Source organism: Pontivivens insulae (assembly GCF_900302495.1).
Classification (GTDB): domain Bacteria; phylum Pseudomonadota; class Alphaproteobacteria; order Rhodobacterales; family Rhodobacteraceae; genus Pontivivens; species Pontivivens insulae.
The window spans coordinates 585,682-607,949 of sequence record NZ_OMKW01000001.1; the positions used below are offsets into that span (position 1 = coordinate 585,682).

The following is a 22,268-nucleotide window of genomic DNA, read 5'->3' on the forward strand; positions in this document are numbered from 1 at the left end:
TCCCGTTTTCGGCCCACTCCTGACCTAACAAAAAGGCAGGAGACACCAATGCAGCAGATCCCGATCATCCCCGGAATACCTACACGCTTGGCGCTGGATGGGTTCTGGCTGACCAGTACGCCGGAAGCTGAGCGGACCGCGGCCGAGCCCGAGCATCGCCGCGAAGCAGGTGAGCGGCGCCGATGGCTTGCACTCGCCATCCTACTTATCATTGCGGCGGGGGACATTCTGTTTTGGAAGACATTCCCGGCCTTGTCGCAGGCGATCTTCGCGTATGTTGTTTTCGGAGTGGCCGCTCTCGTCAGCCCGGTCCGGCGAGAGCGTTTGCCCGCCGCCCTGGGCACCCTGACCCTGGGTGCGCTTCCGGTCATCGAGTATGCACAGTTCTTGTCGGTGTCGATCCTGATCGCGGCAACGCTGACCGCGTTGATCGTGGCCCACATACCGCGAGAGGCTAGCCTTGCGCGCAGCAGCCTGCGCTTGCTCGCTTCGGTTCCAATCGGTGCCGTTAGGGACGCAAGCCGCGCCTGCGTCACGTCCCGTCCTTTGGCGGAAACAATGGATCGGGGCTATGTCATTCGCTTTCTGCAAGGGTGGGCCGTGCCCATTGGCGGCTGCCTTGTCTTTGGAGCGCTGATCTTTGACGCCAACCCGCTGCTGCAATCCTATCTGACATGGCAGCCGGAATTCGAATTCCCGATCTCGCGGGTTTTTCTGTGGGTAGGAATCGGCCTGTTGTGCTGGCCTCTGCTTCAGCCCGCTCAGGCAGCAGTTAACCCCAAAGAAAACTTACGAGACTGGAATGTGCCATCCTTCGGGGTGAACGCATTGTCCGTCTTCCGCGCGTTGATCGCATTCAACGTCCTGATTGGCCTCCAGACGCTGCTCGATCTGGGGATCTTTCTGGGCGGGGCGCAATTGCCCGAGGGGATGACCTATGCCACCTACGCGCATCGCGGGGCCTATCCGCTACTGGCGACGGCACTTCTTGCAGGTGGCTTTGCGCTTCTGGCCCGACCCTACCTGCGTGAGCGGCGCGGACTGGTCGCGCTGATGATGCTGTGGCTTGCGCAAAATGCAGCCCTGTGCGCATCGGCGCTTTTGCGTCTGGACCTCTACATGGATGCATACGGTCTGACTTACCTGCGCGTGCGCGCCGTCATCTGGATGGTGCTGGTCATGATCGGGCTCGGTCTGATCGCCTGGCAGGTCTGGCGTCAATGTCCCAACCGCTGGCTTACGATGCGCTTCATCGCGCTGGGGGGCGGTACACTCTATCTCTGTTGTTTCGTCAATTTCGCAGCACTCATCGCGCATCAGAACCTGACCCGTGGCGGGAGCATTGACTGGTACTACACCTGCAATCTGCCAAACACGGCACGTGGCGCGATAGAGCTGGCCCTTGCACAAAACTCCTCGCTTCGTGAGGAATATGCAAACCACGCCTATCGATGCGCGGACTACGGGCCGTTCATCTCGGATTGGCGGAATTGGGGCTTTCGCAAAGCCCGCGTCATCAGCACAATCGCGGCCGTCGAACAAGGGGAGCTCCGTGATGAAAATCCTGATCGTGGACGATGATCCCCGGCTGCGAGAGCTTGTCTCGATCGCATCGGACAGGGCTGGTTTCGATGTGAGCACGGCTGGCGACGGCGCGACGGCTCTGATTCAGGCGGAACAGGTTTCACCGGATCTGATCGTCCTCGATATCGGCTTGCCAGAGCTGGACGGCTTCGAGGTGTTCCGCCGCATTCGCGGCCGGGCTGATGTGCCGATCCTCTTCCTGACAGCACGGGATGAGGAGATTGATCGCGTTCTGGGGTTGGAGCTTGGCGCGGACGATTATGTGACAAAGCCATTCAGCCCCCGCGAACTCGTCGCACGCATTCGCACGATCCTGCGACGGTCCCAGCCGTCCGCTACTGCTGCGGCAGATGTGTTCGGTCCTTTGCGCATCGACCGTGCCCGTCATTCCGTACATGTCGACGGTGCGCCGGTCGCGCTGACCGGAACAGAGTTTGCGCTGCTTGGTCAGCTGATGGAAAACCCTGGCCAATTGTGCAGCCGCGCTCAACTGGTCGCGGGGCATTGGGGACCGCGCTCACTCGTCTCTGATCGCACGCTGGACAGCCACCTGCGAAACCTGCGGCTAAAGCTGGCCGATGCAGGCGTGCCGGAGATGCTGGAAACCGTGCATGGTGTCGGATTGCGCCTGCGGTCGGGGCAAGCATGACGCGCCGTTGGCGGCCGCCGCTGGTTCTGGTCCTGATGGGGGCACTTGGCGGATCGCTTGCCGTGACATTCCTTGGCTTGATCCTCTTTCGTTATCTGGGGCCAGAGATCGGGTTTCGTCTGGCCGCAGCCATCGTGATGGCAGGGATCGCGGCGGCTACGATGGTGCTCGCCTGGCTCTTTGCGCGGCTTCTCATGCGTCCGATGCAGGCGCTCGAACATTATGCGATTGGCGTTCAACGGGGGCAGGATGTAGCCCCACCCGTCCGCTTTGGCACGCAAGAGCTGCACCATACCGGCCAGGCCGTCCTGGCGATGGCGCGAAGCCTGCAAGATGGGGAGGCGACGGTGCGCAGCTACACTCAGCACGTTACACATGAGCTGCGCACGCCGGTGACGGCCATCCGCGCGGCTGTGGAGTTGCTGGACGATGCCGACCTGACCTCATCGGATCGCGCGCTCTTGCAGCAGATTGACGGTGCGCGCGGACAGATCGAGGATCAACTGACAGCATTGACCGAAGCCGCCCGCGCCCGTGCCACGCGGTTTGAGGGAACATCCACCCTTAGGGACGTTGACCTTCCAGCGATGCACCCCGACCTGACAGTCGTTGAAGAAGGACGCGATCTGACCCTCCCGATCCCGGTTGAGGCACTCACGATTATCCTGCACCAGCTGTCACGCAACGCCGGTGAACACGGGGCCACGCGCGTCACAGTTCTTGCAACACTGGCGTCAGTTACGCTCTGCGATGATGGCCCTGGCATCTCAGACGGACATGCAGACCGCATTTTTGAGCCATTCTTCACGAGCAAACGCGACAGTGGCGGCACGGGGATGGGCCTCTCAATTGCCAGAAACGTTGCGCTGGCCCATGGTTGTGAGTTGGAGCTTGTCTGCAGCACGTCCGGGGCTTGCTTCCGCCTGCACTTCGAAAGGCTTTGACATGAAATTCTCCGCCAATCTGGGATTTCTGTGGACCGAACTGCCCCTGCCCGAAGCGATCCACGCTGCCGCCAATGCGGGTTTTGCGGCGGTTGAGTGCCACTGGCCCTACGCGACCTTAGCCGATGACGTGCGCGCTGCCCTTGGCGCGACCGGATTGCGGATGCTGGGTCTCAACACGTCCCGTGGCGATGTCGCCGCTGGCGAGAATGGCGTTTGCGCCTTGCCTGATCACGTCGAACAGGCGCGCGCGAGTATTGATCAAGCGCTAACCTATGCCGCTGCCACCGGAACACGTGCGGTTCACATAATGGCCGGATTTGCCGCGGGGCCGAACGCCCGGGGCACCTTCATCGAAAATCTCACCTATGCCTGCGACAATGCCGGTGACCACCTGATCCTGATTGAGCCGCTGAACCATTTCGATGCGCCTGGGTATTTTCTCAGCACGACAGAGCAGGCGGAAGCCATCATCGCAGAGGTCGGTCACCCTAACTTGCGACTGATGTTCGACTGCTACCACGTCCAGATCATGGAGGGTGACGTGTCGCGCCGCCTGGCGCGATTGCTGCCGATCATCGGTCACATCCAGATCGCGGGTGCTCCTTCACGCGGACGGCCCGATCAAGGGGAACTGAACTACAGCTTCATTTTCGAAGAGCTGACGCGACATGGCTATGACCTGCCCCTCGGCGCGGAATACCGCCCCGAGGGCGGCGACACATGTGCAAGTCTGGGCTGGATGGACACGCTTTGGTCCGCGCCGGCTGGCTGATCACTTTGGCGGCCGGCCTAGCGAGGCGCGCTCGATGAAATCGGTGCGATATAAAATACTTGCTGGCTTCACGCCCGTCCGCATCCACTCGACCAGATGTTGTGCGGCCGAGGTTCCCATACGTCGATGCGGCACCCGCACCGTCGTCAGCGGCGGCTCAACCACACGGGCGAGGTCGATATCGTCAAATCCCACAATAGAAATCTGGTCCGGCACGTTAACGCCATGGGTCCGGGCTGCCCGCAGGGCGCCAGCGGCCAGAACATCGTTGCCGCAGATCAGCACGGTGGGCCGCTCTGCTGCGCTGAGGAAGGCGGCAGCGGCCCGCTCTCCCTCCTCAATCTGGTATGGAACTTCGACAATGGTCGGGGCGGGCAGACCCCGCTCGGCCAAGGCGGCGCGCACGCCTGCCACCCGCTCCGCCGCCCGGTCATTGCCTTCGGTCGTACCCGCGATCATAGCGATCTTTGTGTGTCCTGCCGCGACAACCTTATCGACGACTTGCCGCGCGGCGGCGTCATTATCGAACCCGACGGTAAAGTGGCCGTCGGCCTTGCCGCCCGTCCACATCAAAACATAGGGGACTTCGCGGCGGTCAAGCAGGGCGTAAATCTCCGCACTCCGCTCCGCCCCGATCAGCGCAAGCCCGTCGACGCCGCGTGCTAGCAGGGTGCGGATCTGATGCTCCTCATGCTCGCGATCATAGCTCGATGTCGCGACCAGCAAGGTGATCCCCATATCGGCAAGACTGGCCTGCAAGGTTTGCAGGCCGTGTGCAAAGACCGCATTCTCCATTGTCGGGATAACGGCCCCGACCGTATTTGTGCGGTTCGAGGCGAGGATCCGCCCGCCGAAATGCGGGGTGTAACCAAGTTTGTTGACCGCGTCCTGTACAGCGACGCGTGTGGGCTCCTTGACGCGGTCAGGGTCGTTCAACGTCCGGGACACGGTCGCTGTGGAAACCCCCGCTTCACGGGCAACATCCGCAATGGTCGGATTCTTCGACACATGTTCCTCGTTTTTTGCCCATTTGTCAGGACCATAGCAACAATTCAAGCTTTGCGTACATGTAAGCGCTTGCAATGATAAATGTAAGCGCTTACAAGAATTAACGATCATTTGCCGCAGGAGGTCATGCGCATGTTCAGATCAGGAATTATCCCTCTGCTCATCGCGCTTGCGCTCTTCTCGATCTTTTTCGGGAACGTGGCCATCGGCGCTGCGGACGGGCAGGTCTTCCTTACGGATGTGCAGGAAATGCTGACGCTCTTCGCGTCGGCCCTGTTCTTTGTGATGGGCGTCCTGCTGCGCGAGGCAAAAGCAAAATCAGAGAATCCAGACGGCATCAAATAGCCGCAAATCATTATCCATGGGAGGATACATCATGAGCCGCAAACCAGAAGAGACGGTCGCGTCCGCTGAGCGTCGCAATTTCCTGAAACTGGCCAGCACAGGTGGTTTCACCGCCGCGCTCGTCGCCGGTGCAGCAGGTACGCTGTGGTCTGATGCCGCAGCCGCGCAGACCGCGAATGAAGAGCGGGAGCGTCAGGAAGCAGCCGAGCACACAATGGTTGTCGCAACCGCTTATGTTCTGGGTGCGAGCCGCTCCTACCCGATCATGCAGCTCGACTTCAAAGAGAACGTGCAGAACGCGACGAACGGTAAGGTCTACGTCCAGCTCGCACCCGCGGGTCAGCTGGGTGCCGGTGGTGAACTGGCCTCCAAGGTGCAGTCCGGCACCATCCAGGCCGCGCAGCACTCCCTGTCGAACTTCGCGCCATTTGCGCCCGTCGTCGATCTGATCAACATGCCGTATCTCTGCGGTTCCAACCAGCGTTTCACCAATCTCGTCAACTCCGACTACTGGAAAGAGACGGTGCACCCGCAGGTGAACGAGCGTGGGTTCAAGCCGCTCTTCTATGTCAACATCGACCCCCGTGTGGTCGCCGTGCGCGCTGGTGGCCCGGGCCCCGTGCTGACACCGGGCGATCTGGACGGCGTGAAATTCCGCGTCCCAGGCTCCGCGATGCTTCAGCAGTACTACCGCATGGTTGGCGCGAACCCGACGCCCGTTGCATGGGGTGAGACGCCGTCCGCGATCCAGCAGGGCGTTGCAGATGCGCTCGATCCGTCGGTTGGCGCGCTCTACGTGTTCGGCTTCAAGGATATGCTCAGCCACGTGACCTTCACGCGCGCAGTGCCGGATTCTCAAGTCTATTCCTGCAACTTGGAGTGGTTCAACTCCATGCCGCAGGACGTTCAGGACGGGATCGACTTCGCGTCCGAGATCACGGCCCAGCAGAACCTCGCCAAGGTTCCGGCGGCCCGCGCCTATGCCATGTCCGAGCTGTCCAAGGCCGGTGTCGAGTTCCACACGCTCAGCGACGATCAGCTGGCCGAGTGGGAAGCCGCAGGTGGCTATCAGCGCTCCGAGTGGGACAGCTTCAAGATGGAGCTTGCAGGCTCCATGGATGCGTTCGAGAGCCTCGTCGAAGCGGCCGGCACAATGGGTCGCTACTACGTGCACGACGCCTAATCCGCGTCAGCCGGGCGGGTTTTCTTTTTCCCTCCCCGCCCGGCACATTCCAAAAAATCCCGACGAAACTCACCAGATGGCCGAACGCGGCCGATCGGAGCTGTCATGCTGGGCGCAATAGACCGCAATGCGGAGAAATGGGCACTATTGGTGTTCTACACCATGCTCGTTGTCACAATGGCCGTAGAGGTGCTGCGGCGCGAAATCTTCTCATACTCCTCCATCTGGGGTGAGGAGATCGTGCGCTATTCCTTTATCTATCTCGCCTGGATTGGGGCGGCCGCCGCAGTGAAAGAGCGGGCTCACATCCGTATCGACGTGATCTTCAACTACGTGCCGCCACGGGTGAAATCGCTCCTCTATATCTTCGGGGATCTCGTGATGCTGATCATCGCGGTGTTCTCGCTCTGGCTGAGTTTCGAGAAAGTTGGCGTGTCCTGGGAATTCGGGTCCGTCACCCACGGCCTTCGCGTCGATAAGGTGTGGTTCCTGATGGCTGTGCCCATCGGCTTTACCCTCATGATCTTCCGCCTCGTGCAGTCGCTTCTGCGCGACCTCAAAGACTTTCGTGACGGCACCCCCGTCTACGAAGGCGCAAAACTGTTCGATTGAGGGGAGGCTGACACATGCTTTGGCAACAACTCCAAAACCAGCCGGTCATCCTTGATTGGTCCTTCTATGGTCCTGTGATCCTGTTCGTGATCCTGATTGCCCTTGGCGTGCCCGTGTGGGCTGCTATCGGCGCAGCCTCGATCGGCATGCTCTATATCAGTCAGGTTCTCCCACTCAGTCTGGTGGGTGAGGCGCTGTTCTCGGGTATCGACCATTTCGCCCTGACGGCAATCCCGCTCTTCATTCTGACCGGTGACGTATTGGTGCGCACCGGGTTGAGCCGCAAGTTCCTCGACGTGGCCGAAGCGTTGACGAATTGGACTCGCGGCGGGTTCGGTTCTGCCACCGTTCTGGTCTGTGGCATGTTCGCTGCAATCTCCGGCTCCGACGCTGCGGGTGCCGCTGCGGTTGGCCGGATGACGATCGACCGATTGGTCGAGAGCGGCTATCCGCGACCCTACGCATGCGCACTGGTTGCAGCCGGTGCCTGTACGGGCATCCTGATCCCGCCATCCATCGCCTATATCGTGGTTGGTCTGATCCTGGGGATTTCAGCGTCCACCCTTTTCCAGGCCGCGCTGATCCCAGGTATTCTGATCCTCGGGTCGATCCTGGTCACGAACTCGGTCGTGAACCGCCGCCATGCATACACGAAAGGCGTCGCGCTCAGCTTTGGGGAGTGGTTGGCCCAGTTGGGGCGCACACTCGCAAGTGGTTGGTACGCCTTCCTTGTGCCCGGCATCATCTTCTACGGTATTTTCTCGGGCAAACTGACCCCGACAGAGGCTGGTGCGACCGCTGTTGTGGTGACGATTATCATCGGCTTCATCATCGGAACGCTGAAATGGTCGCACTTCCCGGCCATGATGGTCAGCTCTGCCAAGGTGAACGGCGTCATCCTGCCGATCATCGCGATGTCCCTTCCGCTGGCGCAGGCCATGGCCGCGATTGGTGTGCCTCAGGGCTTTGTCTATTCCGTAACTTCGCTTACTAATGAGCCTTGGATTCTCATTTTGATGATGATCGGCATTCTGATTGCCGCAGGCTGTGTTATGGAAACGACCCCGAACATCGTGATTTTGGCACCGATCCTGAAGCCTCTGGCCGACAATATCGGCATGAATGAGGTCCAGTTCTGCATCATGCTGATTACGGCTTTGGGGGTTGGCTTCATCACTCCGCCCCTTGGTCTAAACCTCTTCGTGGTGTCCGGCATAACGGGAGAATCCATTCTCAAGATTGCCGCGCGCGCCGTCCCCTTCGTGTTCTTCATGCTGCTCGTGGTTCTGATGATCGCCTATATCCCGGCGTTCTCCACCATGATGCTGCCTGAAAACCTCAGATAAGAAAGTCGAACCGATGTCGGTTACATACCTCAAGAAAGCTCCGAAAACCTCTGCTACGGATGCGGGCGACGTGCAGGAGACGGTGCGCGGTATCCTCAACGATATCGAGGCTGGTGGTGAGGACGCGGCCCGCAAATATGCGGCCAAGTTTGATCGCTATGATGGCAATATCCTGCTGACACGCGATGAGATTGACGCCGCCGCCGCGAAGGTTCCGCAGGTTCTCAAGGATGACATCCGATTTGCACATGACAACGTGCGCCGCTTTGCCGAGGCGCAGAAGTCCACGATTCAGGACATGGAATATGAGATCCATCCGGGTCTGATCGCGGGTCAAAAGGCGATCCCGTGTAACGCAGCGGGCTGCTATGCACCCGGTGGCCGCTATTCGCATGTGGCTTCGGCCCTGATGACAGTGACGACCGCCAAGGTCGCGGGTTGCGGACACATCACCGCCTGCTCCCCGCCACGCCCCGAAATCGGCGTGAACCCGGCGATCATCTACACCGCTGATATCTGCGGGGCAGACAGCATCCTCGCACTCGGCGGAGTTCAGGGCATTGCCGCGATGGCGTTCGGCCTGTTCGGTTTGCCGAAATCCGACATCCTTGTCGGTCCGGGCAACCAGTTCGTGGCAGAGGCAAAGCGCATGCTGTTTGGACGTGTCGGCATCGACATGTTCGCAGGACCAACCGACAGTCTGATCCTTGCAGATGCCAGTGCCGACCCCGAAATCGTCGCCTGGGACCTCGTCGGTCAGGCGGAGCATGGCTACAACTCCCCGGTCTGGCTGGTCACAGACAATCGCGAGCTGGCTGAGAAAGTGCTGAACCGCGTGCCGGAGTTGATCGAAACCCTGCCCGAGACCAACGCGCAGAACGCCGCCGCCGCATGGCGCGACTATGCCGAGGTGATCCTGTGCGACACGCGGGAGGAGATGGCAGCAACCTCCGACGCCTATGCGCCAGAGCACCTGACGGTCCAGGCCGAAGAACTCGACTGGTGGCTGAACCGTCTGTCCTGCTATGGCTCTCTCTTCCTTGGGGAAGAGACGACCGTGGCCTTTGGGGACAAGGCATCCGGCACGAACCATGTTCTGCCAACCTCTGGCGCTGCAAAATACACCGGCGGCCTTTCCGTGCACAAATATATGAAGCTCGTGACGTGGCAGCGCGCGACCCGCGAAGGGTCGAAGTCGGTTGCAGAAGCCACCGCCCGGATTTCCCGCCTCGAAGGGATGGAAGGGCACGCCCGCACAGCCGATATCCGCCTTGCGAAGTATTTCCCCGGTGAGAACTTCGATCTGAGCGGCGCGGAATGAGCGCGCATCCCGAATTCTCGGTGACCGGCCGGGTGGCCTGTGTCACCGGGGGCAGTTCGGGGCTGGGACAGGCCATGGCGGCTGCGCTTGCGGATGCGGGCGCATGGGTCGTCACGGTCTCTCGCGGACAGGCGGAATGGGTGGATGGCACCCGTTCCGTCAGCGTGCAGGCGGATGTGTCGGAACTCGATCACCTGCCCGCCCTCGCCACCGCAGTGGCAGAGCCTTTTGGCCCGCCTGATATCCTGATCAATGCTGCTGGCATCAACACGCGGCAAAAAGCCGATGATGTGACATCCGATGGCTGGCAAAAGACCATCGACCTCAACCTGTCCGCCCCATTCTTTCTGGCGCAGGCCCTTGCCCCTGCGATGAAGGAAAAGGGATGGGGGCGTATCGTCAACATTGCGTCCCTGCAATCGAGCCGCGCCTTCCCGGGCGGCATCGCTTACGGTGCGACGAAGGGCGGGATCTCGCAACTTACCCGCGCGATGGCAGAGGCGTGGTCCCCGCACGGGATCAACGCGAACGCACTTGCGCCGGGCTTTTTCCCCACCGCGCTGACTGGCCCGGTCTTCTCTGACCCGGAGCTGTCCGCGCGCCATGCGGCGCAGACCTGTATCGGGCGGAATGGCACGATGGATGATATCGTTGGTCCGGCCCTGTTCCTGTGTTCCGAGGCCTCGGCCTATGTCACGGGCCAAGTGCTCCATGTCGACGGGGGGTTCACCGCAAAATGAAAGCGCTCGTTTACACCGGTCCACACACTCTTGAGTATCGCGACTTTCCTGATCCAACCCCCGCGGACGGGGAAGTTGTGGTGCATATCGAAGCTGTTGGCATTTGCGGCTCCGATATGCACGCCTATGCTGGCCATGACGAACGCCGCCCGGCCCCGCTTATTCTGGGGCATGAGGCGGCGGGCACAGTGGCGGGCACCAATCGTCGGGTGACGATCAATCCGCTCGTCACCTGTGGGAGCTGTCCGGCCTGCACCTCCGGTCGTGACAACTTGTGCCCGACGCGCCAGATCATCTCCATGCCCCCGCGTGAGGGCGGTTTTGCGGAACAGGTCGCCATGCCAGAGGGCAATTTGGTCCACGTTCCCGACGGTGTCCCAATCCAAAAGGCCGCCTTGGCCGAGCCTCTCGCGTGCGGCTGGCACGCGGTGCGTCATGTGGAGCGGTTGCTCGACATCCCACTCAGCGAGGCAAAGACGCTCGTCATGGGCGGCGGGGCAATCGGGCTGGGCGCTGCCCTCGCCCTGCGGGCGCATGGCTGTGAACAGGTCACTGTCGCCGAGACCAATCCGGCGCGGGCTGAGGTGGTGCGTGGCGAGGGATTTGAGGTCATCAATCCCATCGAGGACACGCTGCCCACGATTGATGCGGTCATCGACGGCGTTGGATTTGCGGCGACGCGCGCCAGCGCCAGTGCGGCTGTCCGGCCCGGTGGCGTGATCGCACATATCGGTCTTGGAAGCTCAGAAGGTGGTTTGGATATTCGCCGCGCAACGTTGCAGGAGATCACCTTCATCGGGACATATACCTACACGGCACAGGAATTCCGCGACACAGCCGCCGCGATCTTCGACGGGCGGTTGGGTGCATTGGACTGGACCGAAGAGCGACCATTGGCGGAGGGCGCCCAGGCGTTTTCCGACATTGCCGGCGGGCAGGTCGCAGCACCCAAGATTATTCTGATCCCTTAAGCCCCAATTCAGCAGCGGCGCGATCCACCACCTCGCTGACATGCAGCAATTGCTGTGCCAGCGGGTTGGTCTTTCGCCAGATCATTCCGACCGTACGACTGGGCTTTGGCGCGTCAAAGGGACTGACGGCGACGGGTGCGGATTGTGTCTCCACCTTGATGGCCATTTCGGGAATCAGCGTCACACCGATCCCGGCGCCGACCATTTGCACGAGTGTTGTGAGCGAGCTGCCATCCAGCCCATCGCGCGGGATCGCCGCGGGTACCGAGCAAAACGCCAGCGCCTGATCGCGAAAACAGTGGCCCTCCTCCAACAGCAGCAGGCGCATCCGGCGCAGGGTTTCGCCATCGGGGACCGGCTGGTCTGCCTCCTCGACGGAACGGACGAGGACGAAATCCTCATCAAACAGCGCAACTTCGGTAAATTGCGGCTCTGATACCGGCAGCGCAACGATTGCGGCATCGAGCCGACCATCGGCCAGCTCTTCCAGCAGTTTCGGCGTCAGTGTCTCACGTATGTGCAGATCAAGCCCCGGCGCATCCGCCATCAGGTTGCGGCACAGCGTCGGCAGAAGGTAGGGGGCGATCGTCGGGATCACGCCAAGACGCAGCTTGCCCAGACGTTGGTTTTGCGCCGCGCGCGCCAGATCTGGCAGGGCGTCGACGGCGTTCAGGATCTCCCGCGCCCGTCCGGCCAAATCCTCCCCGAATGCGGTCAAAGCGATCTGGCGCGGTCCCCGTTCGATCAGTCGTGTGCCCAGCGAGGCTTCCAGTTCCTTGATCTGGACGGAGAGAGCCGGTTGCGAAATCGCACACGATTCTGCCGCATGGCCAAAATGCCGATGGCGCGCGACCGCCTCGAAATAGCGCAACTGTTTGAGCGTAAGATTTGCCATAGGAAAATCCTATCGAATACATCAGAAATTGCAAATTTCATAAATCGCAAACCGGTGGTATCTCTCCCGCAGAAACTCTATTTGAAACACCTACCAAGCCAGCAAGAATTGGAGCGCGCTATGGACGGCAATGACATGTCAGGAATGGGCGGTTGCCCGGTGATGCACGCAACGAACAGCGTGCGGTCCAACCGGGAATGGTGGCCAAACCAGCTGAACCTCAAGATTCTGCACCAGAACACGCCAGCCTCGAACCCGATGGCACCGGATTTCGACTATGCTGAAGCGTTCAAGGGCCTCGATCTGGATGCGCTCGTTGCCGACCTGCACGCGCTGATGACGGATTCGCAGGATTGGTGGCCCGCCGATTATGGCCACTATGGCCCGTTCTTCATCCGCATGGCGTGGCACTCCGCCGGTACATACCGTACCGCCGACGGACGTGGCGGTTCCCGCTCCGGCACGCAGCGGTTCGCACCGCTGAACTCCTGGCCGGACAATGGCAACCTGGACAAGGCCCGCCGCCTGCTTTGGCCGATCAAGCAGAAATACGGCAATGCGATCTCCTGGGCTGACCTGATGATCCTCGCGGGCAACGTCGCGCTTGAGGATATGGGCTTTAAGACTTTCGGTTTCGCCGGTGGTCGTGAGGATATCTGGGAGCCGGAAGAGGACATTTACTGGGGTAAAGAGACGGAATGGCTCGCCAATTCGCAAAGCGCTGGCTCCCGCTACACCGGTGAGCGTGAGCTGGAAAATCCGCTCGCAGCCGTTCAGATGGGCCTGATCTATGTGAACCCGGAAGGCCCGGACGGAAACCCCGATCCGATGGCTTCCGGCTACGACATCCGCGACACGTTTGGCCGCATGGCGATGAACGATGAAGAAACCGTCGCGCTGGTCGCGGGTGGTCACACTTTCGGTAAGGCGCATGGCGCGGGCGATGCGGCCCTTGTTGGTGCAGAGCCGGAAGCGGGCCGTATTCAGGATCAGGGCTTTGGCTGGCTTTCGACGCACGCATCCGGCAAGGGTGTGGACGCAATCACTTCTGGTATCGAAGGCCCTTGGACTCCGACGCCGACGCAGTGGGACATGAGCTATTTCGACATGCTGCTCAACAATGAGTGGGAGCTGACGAAAAGCCCGGCAGGTGCCAACCAATGGCAGATCAAGGGTCAGCCTGATGATGCGACCGCGCCTCAGGTCGATGGCAATGGCCGCGTGCCGGTGATGATGACGACTGCTGACATGGCGATGCGCATCGACCCGGCTTATCTGGAGATCTCGAAGCGGTTCCATGCGAACCCGGATGAGTTCGCCGACGCGTTCGCGCGCGCGTGGTTCAAGCTGACCCACCGCGATATGGGCCCGCAATCCACCTATCTTGGGAAACTCGCCCCGACCGAAGAGCTGATCTGGCAGGATCCGATCCCCGAGGCGGATTATGCACAGATCGACGCGGCCGATGTCGCATCGCTCAAGGAAAAGCTGCTCGCCTCTGAGCTGAGCATTTCCGAGCTGGTCACGGCGGCATGGGCCTCTGCCTCTACCTTCCGCGGATCTGACAACCGTGGTGGCGCGAACGGTGCGCGTATCCGCCTTGCCCCAATGAAGGATTGGGAGGTCAACCAGCCGGATGCGCTCGCCAAGGCACTGGGCGTGCTGGAAAATATCCAGTCCGACTTCAACGCATCGGCGACGGGTGGCAAGCAGGTCTCCATCGCGGACCTGATCGTGCTGGGCGGCACGGCCGCTGTGGAGGCTGCCGCGAAAGCGGGCGGTCATGACATCGAGGTGCCGTTCACACCCGGCCGGACGGATGCGAGCCAGGAGCAGACCGATGTGGACAGCGTCCAGATGCTTGAGCCAATTGCGGACGGGTTCCGCAATTACCTCAAGAAGGACTATGCCCGCTCTGCTGAGGAGTTGCTGATCGACCGCGCACAGCTGTTGACGCTGAACGCCCCGGAAATGACCGCCTTGGTCGGCGGCCTTCGTGTTCTGGGTGCAAATGTTGACGGGTCCAAGCACGGCGTATTCACCGCGAATACCGAGGTGCTCAGCAACGACTTCTTCGTCAATCTGCTGGATATGGGCGTCGAGTGGGCCCCGACCGATGATACGGAATCCGAGTTTGTCGGTAAGGACCGCAAAACCGGTGACGTGCGTTGGACGGGAACCCGTGTTGACCTCGTCTTCGGCTCCAACAGCCAGTTGCGCGCATTGGCAGAGGTTTATGCCTCCGCCGACAGCCAGAAGGCCTTTGTCGAGACCTTCGTTGCAGCCTGGACCAAGGTGATGAATGCAGATCGGTTCGATCTGGCCTGATCCGGCACGCATCTGATCAAAGCCCGTCGCGCGGTTTCGTGCGGCGGGCTTTTTTTGTGGCGTGAAGGTGCAAAAACGGCTGTGCACAAAGCGTACACATCGCGTGCACAACCCGTGCACCGAAATGTCATACCGAAGTCGCCCTAAACGGCTTTCGGATCAGGAAAACAGCTGTTGAAGCGCCCCCGCGCTCCGCTCAATCTGGACAGCGTCCTGTCCACCGATCAGCAGGAACTCGAAGCCGCCACGGGCAAAGGCAGCGCTTTCCATGCCGCGACGCTCCGCAAATTCGATTGACCGCGTGTCCGCAGCACCAGTCTGCGTGATGCAGAACGCGATTGGTCTTCCAGAGCTGTCGGCAAAGACGATCTGGGCGATTGCCTCCCCCTCGAATTCGAGGATCTGGGTTCGGATCAGCGAGAGCCCCGAAAGACTGCTCAGCGCCTCAGCAGGTAGCGACCGACCAATGGCTGCGCCTGCGCGGTCGAACTGCTGGGCAAGCTGCATCGGCGTTGTGGAAATCTCGGAGATCGTTTGCGGGCTGTAGAGCGCCTGATAGGCCGCAACCTCAACCATCCAGTCCTTGGCCGGATCGGCCGCAACCAGTGTCATGGTCACATAGACGGCCGCACCACCGATTGCAGCTGCCAATCCCGCTGGCCACCATGCTGTGCGCGGCGGTGCAGCGATCGGCACGAACGCTTCAGGTTCCACATTGGCAGAGACGGGCCTGACCGCGTCCCGGATCACTTCGGCGAGCGGATCAAGCGCCATCATACGGTCTTCCAACGCCGGATCGGCTTCCATAGCCTGCGTGACAGCTTCGACGAGATCAGGATGGGCCGTTCCATCGAGGACGGAGAGAAGCTGTTCATCGGTAAACATCAGACTTTCCTCCCCTTTGTCTGGCCCACGCGGGTGTCCTCGTTCAGGTGTTTTAGGCGCCCGCGCGCCGCGGACAGACGGCTCATGATGGTACCGATCGGAACGTCGAGAATGGCCGCTGCCTCGCTGTAGCGGAACCCCTCAACATAGACCAGAAGGACGGTCTGGCGCTGCGCCTCGGGTAGTTTCATCACTTCCGCAAACACCTGAGTGGCGAAAATATTCGATTCCGATCCGGGATGCAGCGCGACGAGATCGCTCTCGGGCACGGCATCAATGGACTTGGCCTGCCGAATGGTTTCCGCCCGGACCTGATTGAGCCAGATCGAACGGCAGATCGTCATGCACCATGCATCCAGCCGTCCGTGCCCATCAAACTGGGCATGACGTTCAAGCGCCCTGACACAGGTAGACTGGGTCAGATCATCGGCAATGTCGGGGCGCCTGCTGAGCGATAACGCAAAGCGCCAGATTGCCGGCACATGCTCTTGCAGTGCCCTGCCCAAAGCGTCCCGCGAAATTGGCACAGAAAACATCGAATAAAACCATCTCGTCACGTGTTTCCCCACCATGGCAGGCGACAGACGCCTGCGCCAATCAAATGACAGGGAGACATCATGTTCAGAACTCTATCGACGATCGCAGCCGTAACCGGTGCGCTGGTGGCAGGAACGGCGGCCATAGCGGACAGCTGGACACTGAATGAAGACAGTTCTTTGGTCGCCTTCGGCTCGATCAAGAAGGATACGGTGGGTGAGTCCCACGCTTTCGAAACCGTTTCCGGGACGGTTTCCGCAGATGGCACCGTGGCAATCGAGATCGACCTGACCTCGGTTCAGACCAATATCGACATTCGCAACGAGCGGATGATGGAGCACGTGTTCAATGGTATCGGGACGGCGACGATCTCTGCCGCGATAGATATGAGCGGCCTGGAAGGGCTCGCCATAGGTGGGACGGATGAAATCTATACGGATGCGACGTTGAGCTTTCTGGCGGCGGATATTCCGCTGGAGCTGGACCTGTTTGTGATGCGTCTTTCACAGGATCAGGTGCTTGTGACCAGCAATGGCATGACGTTCGTGAGCACAGAGGATCTGGGAATTGAGGCCGGGATCGACACATTGATGGAGCTGGCGGACCTGCCGGGCATCACGCGGACAACGCCGATTATGTTGCGACTGATCTTTGATGCCGATGTCGAACAGGCGGAGGCGGCGCCCGTCGCCCCTGTGACGGAGGTGGTCACCGTCGCTGTGACGGGGGACGCGGAAGCGGGTGCACGCCTGTTTCGGCAGTGCCGCGCCTGTCATTCGCTGAATGAAGGGCGTAATGGTGTCGGGCCCAGCCTGCATGGGCTGATCGGCGCGACCGCAGGGCAGGTTGATGGCTTTCGTTATAGCGATGCGATGGCAGCTTCCGGCGTGATCTGGGGCGCTGGTACGCTGGACGGTTTCCTCGCTGATCCGAGGGGTTACGTGGACGGTACGTCCATGGCCTATCGCGGCATGGGCGACGCGGAGGATCGGCAGAACCTGATCGCTTATCTCGCCCGCGAAAGTGGGTGAGGGCTGCGCGCCTGTCATGGCAGCCACGTTCATCGCCTTCTGACGGAGGGCTGTACTGCCCTCCCCCCTTAAGCTGCATCCTTTTTGTTGGCCTGGGCGGGGGTCCAGGTGGAGCGGGCTGGGATGCAGTCCATGATGACGCGGTCGGCATATTTGCGGCTGATCTCAAGCGTTTCATCGAGGAGGCCATTTTCCAGCGTGATAGGGTCGAGGCCGAGGTCGATGAAGGATTTGTTTGAGACGGTCAGGCCGTTTTCCGCAGCTTCATTCCTGGGATTGTCGACATACTGCACCTTCGCGCCGGTTGCTTTGCTGACGAGTATTGCAAGGTCCCGGATGCAGTGGGTTTCCGTCATCTGATTGCGGATTCTGACACCGTCGCCGGATTTCGGCGGATTTTCGATCGCCATCGAGATGCAGCGGACTGTGTCCTGAATGTTGATGAAGGCGCGTGTTTGGCCGCCGGTGCCGTGGACAGTCAGCGGATGCCCCACGGCGGCCTGCATCAGAAAACGGTTGAGCACGGTTCCGTAATCGCCGTCATAGTCGAAGCGATTGATGAGCCGGTCATCCTGGCGCGTTTCATCGGTCTGTGTGCCCCAGACGATGCCCTGATGCAGGTCGGTCACGCGCAGGCCGTCATTCTTCGCGTAATACTGGAAAGCGAGCTGATCGAGGCACTTGGTCATGTGGTAGACCGAGCCGGGATTGACGGGGTAGAGGATTTCGCGCGGGATCATCTGGCCCTCGTGGCCCTTCACGAAGACTTCCAAATAGCCTTCGGGCAGTTCCAGGCCGTCACCATCATAGCCGTAGACCCCCATCGTGCCGAGGTGGACGATGTGTGGATCAAGCTCGAGTTCGGTTATCGCGACGAGCAGGTTATGCGTGCCGCTGACATTGTTGTCGACGGTGTAGCGCTTCGCGCGGGGCGAACGCATGGAGTATGGTGCGGCGCGCTGTTCCCCAAAATGGACGATGGCGTCAGGCTCCACCCCGTCGAGGACCATGCGCAGACCTTCATAATCGGTGGCGATATCGAGATTGTGGAATGTGATGGGTCGACCCGACACCTCCCGCCAGGCTTTGCAACGGGTGGTGATGTCGGCAATCGGGGTCAGGCTGTCGGCGCCCAGTTCACGATCAATCGCTCGTCGCGAAAGATTATCGACAATGGTTATGTCGTGACCCTTCGCGCTGAGATGCAGGGCCGTGGGCCAGCCGCAGAACCCGTCGCCGCCAATGATAATAATCCGTGCCATAACCATACTCTCCACTTCAATCACACTGTCTGAATTCCAGACCTGAGTGAAAGAACGGTTAAGACGGACAGGAAGTTTCGGAATTTGCAAAGAAAGCGGGCGGGACCTTTCGATCCCGCCCGCATTGAAGCTTGATGTCAGGCGCCAAATGCGCCGCCACCCGGTGTCTTCATCTCGAACATATCACCCGCGGCAAGGGCAACTTCGGCATTGCCGGCGAGGCGCTCGACCGCGCCATCCTTGCGGATGACCCTGTTCTCACCGACCGCACCGCAGCCGCCACCTGATGCGCCGAACGCCTGTGTTTCGCGGTGTAGGCTGAGCGTTGTGACCGTTGCAGGGACGAGGAAGGTGAGTTGACGGGTCAGCCCCTCCCCCCCTTTCCACTTGCCCAGACCGCCGGAATTGCGGCGGATCGAAAGCTTGTCGAGGCGGACGGGGAACCGCCGCTCCAACACCTCTGGGTCGGTCATGCGGGTGTTGGTCATGTGGCTTTGAACAGCACTTGCCCCGTCAAATCCTTGCCCTGCGCCACAGCCGCCCGCAATGGTTTCGTAGTTCTGGAAATCATCGGTGCCCCAGACAAAGTTGTTCATCGTGCCCTGCGATCCGGCAACGACCCCAAGGGCGGCAAAGAGCGCATCGGCGACGGATTGGCTGACTTCTGTATTCCCGGCGATTACGGCGGCGGGATATTCGGGAGACAACATGCAGGCCTTTGGCATCACGATGCGCAAAGGCTTCAGACAGCCCTCATTCATCGGCATGTCGCGGCCGACCAGCGTGCGGAAGACATAGAGCACAACCGCCGAGGCAATCGCGCGGGGCGCGTTGTAGTTGCCCGCATGCTGCGGCGATGTGCCGGTGAAGTCGATCTCTGCCCCTTTGCCATCGGCATCGACGCGCACCGCGACCTTGATCTGGGCCCCGTGGTCGAGGGTGTAGGTACACTGCCCATCTTTGAGACTGCCGATCACGCCGCGCACGGCTGCCTCGGCATTGTCCTGCACATGGCCTGCATAGGCGCGGACGACATCTGCGCCGTGATCGGTGCACGTCGCCACAAGGGCGGCGCGGCCTGTTTCGTTCGCGGCGATCTGCGCGCCCAGATCGGCGAGGTTCTGGTCAGGGTTACGGGCGGGGTATTTCGCCTCACCCAGAATGCGGCGGATCAGCGCCTCATCCAGTTGCCCGCCGCGCATGATGCAGACCGGGTCGATCAGAACACCTTCTTCATCAATGTGAGCGCTGTCGGGCGGGGCAGAGCCCGGCGTGCGTCCGCCGATATCCGCGTGGTGCCCGCGAGAGGCGGTCCAGAAAGCAACTTCACCCTCTACGAAGACCGGTGTGATTACTGTGATGTCGGGCAAGTGGGTGCCACCGCGATAGGGGGAGTTCAGCATCCAGGCGTCACCGTCCGCGATGCCGGGCGCTGCTGCGATCACTGCGCGCACCGAGTCGGACATGGAGCCGAGGTGCACGGGCACATGGGGCGCGTTGGCTACGAGGTTGCCTTCTGCATCGAACACAGCGCAGGAAAAGTCGAACCGCTCCTTGATATTCACCGACTGTGCCGTCAGTGCGAGGGTTGCTCCCATCCGCTCTGCCACGGACATGAAGAGGTTGTTGTAGAGTTCCATGCGGATCGGATCGGCGGAGGTGTCCCCGGCGGGGCGTTCCGCCTTGCCGGTTTGATCGAGAATCAATACCCCGCGCGGGTCCATCGTGGCCTGCCATCCCGGTTCGACGACGGTTGTGCCTGTCGCCTCGGAGAAGACGGCCGGGCCCTGGATCACCTGACCTGCTGGTACGGCCTCACGGCGGTAGAGGGGTACGGCGCGGCGACCCTCACCGTTCCAGATGGAAAGCTCTGCGGCTTGCGTGGCTTCTGCCATAGCAGGCAAAGCGGGTGTTGCGCCGTCGCTGGCTCCGCCAATCGCCTCTGCCACGAGCATGTCGAAAAGGATCGGACGGCCCGGCAGGTCGAAGCCGAACCGGGCTTTATGGGCCGCGGCGAAGTCGCCTTGCATGCGGTCCGTTGGGCCAAATGCGACCTCGATGCCTTGTTCGGAGCCCTCATAGCGCAGGCGCGCGCGCCGCTCGACCCGGGCGGTGGCCGCTGGAATGCCCTGTCCGACAAGCTCACGCACCGCGTCGCCCGCCATCGCGTCGAGCATTTCGCCCGCTTCATTGGTGGCGCTGACACCAGCGTCGAACTGACGTTCGCGCAGGGCGCGGATGTCGGCAAGGCCCATCCCGTAGGCAGAGAGGACGCCCGCAAAGGGGTGGACCATGACGCGGCTCATGCCCAGCGCCTCTGCCACCAGGCAGGCGTGTTGCCCACCTGCGCCGCCGAAGCTGGCCAGGGTGTAGCGTGTCAGGTCGTGACCCCTCTCGGTTCCGATCCGGCGAATAGCGCGGGCCATATTGTCCACGGCGACGGCGAGGAAACCCTCGGCCACCGCTTCCGGGCTGGGAAGGATGCCGGTTGCGGTGCCGATCTCCTCTGCCATCGCCGTGAACTTCTCCACCACCACGTCGCGGTCGAGCGGCAGGTCGCCGTTCGGGCCGAAAACGGGCGGGAAGTGATCGGGGTCAAGTTTGCCCAGCATAACGTTGGCGTCGGTCACGGTGAGCGGGCCACCGCGGCGATAGGATGCCGGGCCGGGATCGGCCCCGGCACTTTCCGGTCCGACGAGGTACCGGCCATCGCGGAAGCTGAGGATCGAGCCGCCGCCTGCTGCGACGGTGTGGATGTCCATCATCGGGGCGCAGAGGCGGACGCCTGCAACCTCTGTCTCGAACGAGCGTTCATACTCGCCCGCATAATGGCTGACATCGGTGGAGGTGCCGCCCATGTCAAAGCCGATAATCTTGTCCTGACCGGCCTCGGCCCCGGTGCGGGCCATGCCGACAATGCCGCCTGCGGGGCCAGAGAGAATCGCATCGCGCCCTTGAAACAGTCCTGCATCGGTCAGGCCGCCGGAGGATTGCATGAACATCAGTCGATCCGCGCCGTCGCCCAGCGCACCTGCGACCTGCTCAACATAGTGGCGCAATACCGGGGAGAGGTAGGCGTCTGCGACGGTGGTGTCGCACCGGGGTACGAGACGAATCAGGCGGGAGGTTTCGTGGCTGACGCTGACCTGGGCAAAGCCCATCTCGCGGGCAATCTCCGCGGCGCGGGCCTCATGCTTTGGCTCCAGCCACGCGTGCAGGAACGCGATCGCGACGGCTTCCACGCCGGCGCGCTGTGCCTCTTGCAGCGCACGGCGCACGGCGTCCTCGTCCAGATCTATGAGCACATCGCCGCTGGCGTCGAGCCGCTCGGGTATCTCATGTACCTGATTGTGGAGCAGGTCAGGCAGTTTGATGTCGAGGTCGAAGAGCCGCGGGCGGGTCTGATAGCCGATTCGCGGCAGATCCCCGAACCCTTGCGTGATCAAGAGTGCGACGGGCGCGCCCTTGCGCTCTAGCAGCGCATTGGTGGCGACGGTGGTGCCCATCTTCACGGCGGCAATCGCGCCTGCCGGAATCGGCTCTCCTTCGGGCACGCCCAGAAGCTGACGCATGCCCTGCACGGCGGCATCTTTGTAACGCTCTGGATTCTCACTCAAAAGTTTTGTGGTGGTCAGAGTTCCGTCCGGCGCACGGCCCACGAGATCGGTAAAGGTGCCGCCCCGATCGATCCAGAACTCCCACTTGGCGTCCTGTCGGGCATCTTTCTGGCCGTTCATCACATGGTCCTCCAACCAAACTCAAAGAATGTGTTGCATTGATTTCCGAACAATGACAATTTGTCAACGTCATGCTGACGTATTGCCACACTTCGATGCATTGACCTCAACGTTC

The 22,268-nt window shown here is 61.2% G+C and carries 19 protein-coding genes; 13 read left to right on the forward strand and 6 right to left on the reverse strand.

Annotated features, from left to right (window positions below; translation table 11 throughout):
- Positions 1 to 48: 48 nt before the first annotated feature.
- Genes POI8812_RS02830 through POI8812_RS02845 form a run of 4 tightly spaced genes read left to right on the forward strand, consistent with a single transcriptional unit; the run spans position 49 to position 3,952 of the window.
- Positions 49 to 1,581, forward strand: a complete 1,533-nt coding sequence (locus tag POI8812_RS02830) for a DUF4153 domain-containing protein (RefSeq protein ID WP_108780998.1) — start codon at positions 49 to 51, stop codon at positions 1,579 to 1,581.
- Positions 1,556 to 2,233: a response regulator transcription factor gene (locus POI8812_RS02835; RefSeq protein WP_108780999.1), complete on the forward strand. Its 678-nt coding sequence runs from the start codon at positions 1,556 to 1,558 to the stop codon at positions 2,231 to 2,233. Before POI8812_RS02830 ends, POI8812_RS02835 begins: the two co-directional genes overlap by 26 nt.
- Positions 2,230 to 3,177, forward strand: a complete 948-nt coding sequence (locus POI8812_RS02840) for a sensor histidine kinase (RefSeq protein ID WP_108781000.1) — start codon at positions 2,230 to 2,232, stop codon at positions 3,175 to 3,177. Before POI8812_RS02835 ends, POI8812_RS02840 begins: the two co-directional genes overlap by 4 nt.
- 1 nt (position 3,178) lies before the next feature.
- The gene (locus POI8812_RS02845; RefSeq protein ID WP_108781001.1) at positions 3,179 to 3,952 is read left to right on the forward strand and encodes a hydroxypyruvate isomerase family protein; all 774 of its coding nucleotides are present in this window, start codon (positions 3,179 to 3,181) and stop codon (positions 3,950 to 3,952) included.
- On the opposite strand, the gene POI8812_RS02850 is transcribed toward POI8812_RS02845, so the two are convergent.
- A complete protein-coding gene (locus POI8812_RS02850; protein WP_245895226.1) occupies positions 3,953 to 4,960 on the reverse strand; it encodes a LacI family DNA-binding transcriptional regulator in 1,008 nt (335 codons plus the stop codon).
- 132 nt (positions 4,961 to 5,092) lie between these two features.
- On the opposite strand from POI8812_RS02850, the gene POI8812_RS02855 reads away from it, so the two are divergent.
- The 7 genes from POI8812_RS02855 (at position 5,093) to POI8812_RS02885 (ending at position 11,478) form a co-directional block, all read left to right on the forward strand.
- The gene (locus POI8812_RS02855; protein ID WP_245895228.1) at positions 5,093 to 5,305 is read left to right on the forward strand and encodes a hypothetical protein; all 213 of its coding nucleotides are present in this window, start codon (positions 5,093 to 5,095) and stop codon (positions 5,303 to 5,305) included.
- 31 nt (positions 5,306 to 5,336) lie between these two features.
- Positions 5,337 to 6,488: a TRAP transporter substrate-binding protein gene (locus tag POI8812_RS02860; RefSeq protein WP_108781003.1), complete on the forward strand. Its 1,152-nt coding sequence runs from the start codon at positions 5,337 to 5,339 to the stop codon at positions 6,486 to 6,488.
- A 105-nt stretch (positions 6,489 to 6,593) separates the two neighbouring features.
- Positions 6,594 to 7,100: a TRAP transporter small permease gene (locus POI8812_RS02865; RefSeq protein WP_108781004.1), complete on the forward strand. Its 507-nt coding sequence runs from the start codon at positions 6,594 to 6,596 to the stop codon at positions 7,098 to 7,100.
- Between the two features lie 14 nt (positions 7,101 to 7,114).
- The gene (locus POI8812_RS02870) at positions 7,115 to 8,446 is read left to right on the forward strand and encodes a TRAP transporter large permease (RefSeq protein ID WP_108781005.1); all 1,332 of its coding nucleotides are present in this window, start codon (positions 7,115 to 7,117) and stop codon (positions 8,444 to 8,446) included.
- A gap of 13 nt (positions 8,447 to 8,459) precedes the next feature.
- Positions 8,460 to 9,767, forward strand: a complete 1,308-nt coding sequence (hisD, locus tag POI8812_RS02875) for a histidinol dehydrogenase (protein ID WP_108781006.1) — start codon at positions 8,460 to 8,462, stop codon at positions 9,765 to 9,767.
- Positions 9,764 to 10,507 (forward strand): SDR family NAD(P)-dependent oxidoreductase, encoded by a 744-nt coding sequence (locus tag POI8812_RS02880; RefSeq protein ID WP_108781007.1) that lies wholly within the window; start codon positions 9,764 to 9,766, stop codon positions 10,505 to 10,507. The genes hisD and POI8812_RS02880 overlap by 4 nt, the downstream gene beginning before the upstream one ends.
- Positions 10,504 to 11,478 carry a zinc-dependent alcohol dehydrogenase gene (locus POI8812_RS02885; RefSeq protein WP_108781008.1) on the forward strand — a complete coding sequence of 325 codons (975 nt, stop codon included), beginning with the start codon at positions 10,504 to 10,506 and terminating at the stop codon, positions 11,476 to 11,478. Before POI8812_RS02880 ends, POI8812_RS02885 begins: the two co-directional genes overlap by 4 nt.
- On the opposite strand, the gene POI8812_RS02890 is transcribed toward POI8812_RS02885, so the two are convergent.
- The gene (locus POI8812_RS02890) at positions 11,462 to 12,373 is read right to left on the reverse strand and encodes a hydrogen peroxide-inducible genes activator (RefSeq protein WP_108781009.1); all 912 of its coding nucleotides are present in this window, start codon (positions 12,371 to 12,373) and stop codon (positions 11,462 to 11,464) included. The two genes, POI8812_RS02885 and POI8812_RS02890, sit on opposite strands and share 17 nt — an antisense overlap.
- Positions 12,374 to 12,493: 120 nt before the next feature.
- On the opposite strand from POI8812_RS02890, the gene katG reads away from it, so the two are divergent.
- The gene (gene katG / locus POI8812_RS02895) at positions 12,494 to 14,701 is read left to right on the forward strand and encodes a catalase/peroxidase HPI (RefSeq protein ID WP_108781010.1); all 2,208 of its coding nucleotides are present in this window, start codon (positions 12,494 to 12,496) and stop codon (positions 14,699 to 14,701) included.
- Between the two features lie 159 nt (positions 14,702 to 14,860).
- On the opposite strand, the gene POI8812_RS02900 is transcribed toward katG, so the two are convergent.
- On the reverse strand, positions 14,861 to 15,586 hold the full coding sequence (locus POI8812_RS02900; RefSeq protein ID WP_108781011.1) for a hypothetical protein: 726 nt from the start codon (positions 15,584 to 15,586) through the stop codon (positions 14,861 to 14,863).
- Positions 15,586 to 16,143, reverse strand: coding sequence for an RNA polymerase sigma factor (locus tag POI8812_RS02905; RefSeq protein ID WP_245895229.1), 558 nt, complete (start codon positions 16,141 to 16,143; stop codon positions 15,586 to 15,588). Before POI8812_RS02905 ends, POI8812_RS02900 begins: the two co-directional genes overlap by 1 nt.
- A gap of 60 nt (positions 16,144 to 16,203) precedes the next feature.
- On the opposite strand from POI8812_RS02905, the gene POI8812_RS02910 reads away from it, so the two are divergent.
- On the forward strand, positions 16,204 to 17,154 hold the full coding sequence (locus tag POI8812_RS02910) for a c-type cytochrome (protein ID WP_108781013.1): 951 nt from the start codon (positions 16,204 to 16,206) through the stop codon (positions 17,152 to 17,154).
- Positions 17,155 to 17,222: 68 nt separating this feature from the next.
- Here the strand turns inward: POI8812_RS02910 and POI8812_RS02915 are convergent, their stop codons facing one another.
- Together POI8812_RS02915 and POI8812_RS02920 are read right to left on the reverse strand one after the other, a co-directional pair.
- The gene (locus POI8812_RS02915) at positions 17,223 to 18,416 is read right to left on the reverse strand and encodes an NAD-dependent epimerase/dehydratase family protein (RefSeq protein ID WP_108781014.1); all 1,194 of its coding nucleotides are present in this window, start codon (positions 18,414 to 18,416) and stop codon (positions 17,223 to 17,225) included.
- Positions 18,417 to 18,553: 137 nt separating this feature from the next.
- Positions 18,554 to 22,153: a hydantoinase B/oxoprolinase family protein gene (locus POI8812_RS02920; protein ID WP_108781015.1), complete on the reverse strand. Its 3,600-nt coding sequence runs from the start codon at positions 22,151 to 22,153 to the stop codon at positions 18,554 to 18,556.
- Positions 22,154 to 22,268 lie beyond the last annotated feature (115 nt).